Below are 3,827 nucleotides of genomic sequence, written 5' to 3'. Positions count from 1 at the left end.
CGCTCCCCAATAAAGATAGATGTCATTCTCTAAAGATTGGGACAAGCAATGATCGAGAATGGAGCGTACATAACTGAAGCCGGTTCCTCCAGCAATCAATAATAGTGGTCGCTCGCTATTTTGTTGTAGCCAAGCATCGCCGTGTGGTGCATCTATGGTGATGTCGCTTTGGGTTTGCAGCGCGTGTTGCATCATTTCCACCACTTCAAGGGCGTAAGCGTTGTGTTCCGCTGCGCCGATATGAAGTTCAAGTTCGCCTTCATGGCGGCACGGGCTACTGGCAATAGAAAAAGGGCGATTATCTTTCTCACCCATCACCACAGTAAGGTATTGGCCAGCTTTGAACGCAACCGACTGTTGTGGATGGAGCAAAATTTGAAATGTATTCGCAGCTAACGGCTGAATAGACTTTACTTTACATTGGATTGTCATGGTATTCCTCTAACTCACTCCTCTAGAGTAAGTTCTAAATGACTCGTTGCGAGAGCCTGACAAGCGAATATCCACCCTTCTTGCTGCTCTTTCTCTGTCAGCATAGGTTCTAATTGATACTTCACTGTTCCTTTTATTATCCGGCACAAACAGGCTGCGCATGCACCGACCTGACAACGGTGTGGGAAAGGTAATTGATTGTTGAGCGCCCCTTCCAGCACCGTTTCTCCCTCTTGCATATCAAAGGCGATTGCCCCTGGATGCAAGATGACTTGATACGTCATAGGATACCTAACTCGGGCCAAATAGCATCGATTTTTGCCACTAAGTCCGGATCTTTCTTGATAGGCGAGCCCCACTCGCGCGTCACTTCAAGCCCTTCGATTTTATTGGTGGCATCAAGCACTAAGCATGACGATTGATTATCTGTCGCTGCAATACGTAGGCTGTCGCGCGATGGATCCATCCGTGTTGTCACCGCCCAGATAACGTCGTTCCAGTCTTGAGCATCGACGTCATCATCACAAAGAATAATGAACTTAGGTCGCGTGTGCTGCGCTAACCACTGATGGGTGTGGTGTCCGAGTGACGCTGATTCTCCAGCCTGCTGCTTATTCATCGTCACAATGGCCACGCCATCACCGTGAGCGGTTTCTGGAATGTGTATCGTTCGGACGTTGTCATTCTGAGCAATAAATTGACGGATGGCGTCCTGTGATAGCCTAGCGCTGGCGGGCAACTCGGCTCGACCCACACGTTCTGCATCCCACTTCACTGTCGCATCGAGACCCATCTTGGAACCTAGACCCGCGACTGGCGATGCAAAATCAAGGGAATCGATCGGGGTATCTTCAATGAATAAACTATCACGCAGCGGATCGACATGCTGGCTCATCGCCGCGACGACACTGCCCCAATCGCGGGCATCGACAGATTCATCGCACACGATGACAAACTTGGTATACATGAACTGGCGCAAAAAAGACCACACACCCATCATGACGCGCTTCGCGTGGCCCGGGTACTGCTTCTTCATCGTCACCACAGCCATGCGATACGAACACCCCTCCGGCGGTAGGTAAAAATCTTCAATCTCCGGGAACTGCTTTTGCAAAATCGGCACAAACACTTCATTCAACGCCACCCCAAGCACAGCGGGCTCATCGGGCGGGCGGCCAGTGTAGGTACTGTGATAAATGGGATTTTGACGCATTGTAATGTGCGTCACGGTGAACACATGATGCTGCTCTTTTTCGTTGTAATACCCGGTGTGATCACCGTATGGACCTTCATCGGCAAACTCATTTGGGTCAATGTATCCTTCCAATACGATCTCTGCACTCGCAGGAACATCGAGATCGTTACTCACCGATTTCACCACTTCGGTTTTGCTGCCCCGCAATAGACCGGCAAAAGCATACTCAGACAAGGTATCTGGTACCGGCGTAACGGCGCCAAGTATGGTGGCAGGGTCCGCACCAAAGGCGACAGAGACTGGGAACGGTTTACCTGGATGCGTCTCCATCCAATCACGTAGGTCAAGTGCGCCACCACGATGCGCGAGCCAGCGCATGATCACCTTGTTTTTGGCAATTTTTTGCTGACGATAAATCCCGAGGTTTTGTCGTTTTTGCTTGGTGCCACGCGTAACCGTCAATCCCCAGGTGAGCAGCGGCGCCACGTCTTCTTGCCAACAACTCATCACGGGGACTTTATCGAGATCGACCTGCTCACCTTGCCAAACGATCTCCTGACACGGTGCGCGGCGCAAGCGTTTCGCTGGCATGTTCAGGACTTGCCGAAAGACAGGTAATTTGTCGAGCGCGTCTTTAAACCCTTTAGGGGGTTCGGGTTCTTTCAGGTAGGCAAGCAGTTTACCCACTTCCCGCAACTCTTTGACTTCCTGACGCCCCATGCCAATCGCGACACGTTCTGGCGTACCAAACAGGTTGGTAAGGACAGGCATGGAGTAACCGATGGGGTTTTCAAACAACAGAGCAGGACCACCCGCACGCAGTGTTCGGTCACTGATCTCTGTCATTTCATAAGCGGGGTCAACCGGGTGAGTAATGCGCTTAAGCTTCCCCTTTTGCTCGAGGAAGTCGATAAAGTCTCTTAAATCCTTAAAACTCATGGGCTTTTTCTGGCTGATTAATATCGCATCAGTATATCAAAAACCTCGCCCGTCCGATCCCCTTTTTGTGCAGGGTCTTATTGGGTTAACACACTCAAAATGGCATGACTGCGTACGGTTTGGTTGGTCTTGGCTAACTCTTCAAGCCAGCTTCGATAACCTTGATTGGCGAGCGCGCTTGCCACCATTGACGCCTCTTCACGAATGGCCATTTTGGCGATAAGAAATTCCTTCACCTCTGGTGACATCGGTTTAATGCGCGTTAACGCCTCAATCGCCGATGCTTTCAAGGCAGGATTCGTAGATGCACGCATGATTTGCTGCAGAGCAAACTCGTCGCCCACATCAGCGAGCCTCGCCAGTTCTTGCTGGCTATTAAAGTCCGCTTTGGTTAGCCAGATCAGTTTGTAAACACCTGGGTCTTCACTGACTTGCGCCAAGCGCACCATGACTGCCGATGAAGGAAGCCAACTGGTGACCGTTTGATCTGTCAGCTGCGCCGCCAATGCTAAGACCGCTTGCTGAGACAAGGTATCTAGCTCGCGGATGAACAAGGACTCTCTCATCTGCACCTGATAGTCGCTGCCCGATAACCACTGTTTCAGATTCAGCTCCTGACGCTCTGCCGCTAGCACAAATTCCAATGCCGATTGCCCCTGCTTCCACTGCTTCAGCAGACGACTCGCAATCGCCGGATAATTAAACGCGGGGGTTGAAAACTCATAACCATCACCGACCTCCAAAACTTGATAGGTAGGTACGCGACGTTTTTGCTGCTCAACAAACAAAGCCATTTTCGACGTGAGCGCTAACTCTTGATCTTCAAACTTTTTCAATAATAGATAACGCGCCACTTCCTGCTGTGGGAGTGACAAACGATCTAACGCAAATTTGAGTGTGTCGATATTGTCTTCGATGGCGTATTGCAGCAGCTCAGCCACTTTCAGTTCAATGTGCTCATCGGCGAGCAACGCTTGCGCTCTTTCCGGCTCCATGGGTGTTGCCGAGACGGGGTGAGCCACCAGTAGAGATGCCGAGAGGAGAAGTGACGACAACATTCCTTGTTGCATGTTAACCTCCTTGTAACATTTCACTTATTGTGGATAGGAATAGCGGAGAATGCAAATAAAAACGCCACCCGGGTTGGGTGGCGTTCATTTATTCAAACTTGCTTATTACTGTCTGCGCATGGCATCGAAAAATTCATCATTGGTCTTGGTCATGGCCAACTTATCAATGAGGAATTCCATCGCATCGGTTT

General features: G+C 50.4%; 3 protein-coding genes and 1 pseudogene. All 4 read right to left on the bottom strand.

The features are described from left to right. Positions 1–432 (bottom strand): annotated as a pseudogene (fre, locus tag AC6R1A_RS06185) (NAD(P)H-flavin reductase); the annotation flags it as partial. 14 nt (positions 433–446) lie between these two features. After that, positions 447–716 carry a 2Fe-2S iron-sulfur cluster-binding protein gene (locus tag AC6R1A_RS06180; protein ID WP_500632332.1) on the bottom strand — a complete coding sequence of 90 codons (270 nt, stop codon included), beginning with the start codon at positions 714–716 and terminating at the stop codon, positions 447–449. After that, positions 713–2,566 carry a 4-hydroxy-3-polyprenylbenzoate decarboxylase gene (ubiD, locus tag AC6R1A_RS06175; RefSeq protein ID WP_500632331.1) on the bottom strand — a complete coding sequence of 618 codons (1,854 nt, stop codon included), beginning with the start codon at positions 2,564–2,566 and terminating at the stop codon, positions 713–715. The genes AC6R1A_RS06180 and ubiD overlap by 4 nt, the downstream gene beginning before the upstream one ends. 77 nt (positions 2,567–2,643) lie before the next feature. Continuing rightward, a complete protein-coding gene (locus AC6R1A_RS06170) occupies positions 2,644–3,636 on the bottom strand; it encodes a hypothetical protein (protein ID WP_500630711.1) in 993 nt (330 codons plus the stop codon). Positions 3,637–3,827 lie beyond the last annotated feature (191 nt).

Source organism: Vibrio sp. R10-SG3-ISO3, from assembly GCF_059834225.1.
This window is presented reverse-complemented; position numbering and strand designations above follow the sequence as displayed.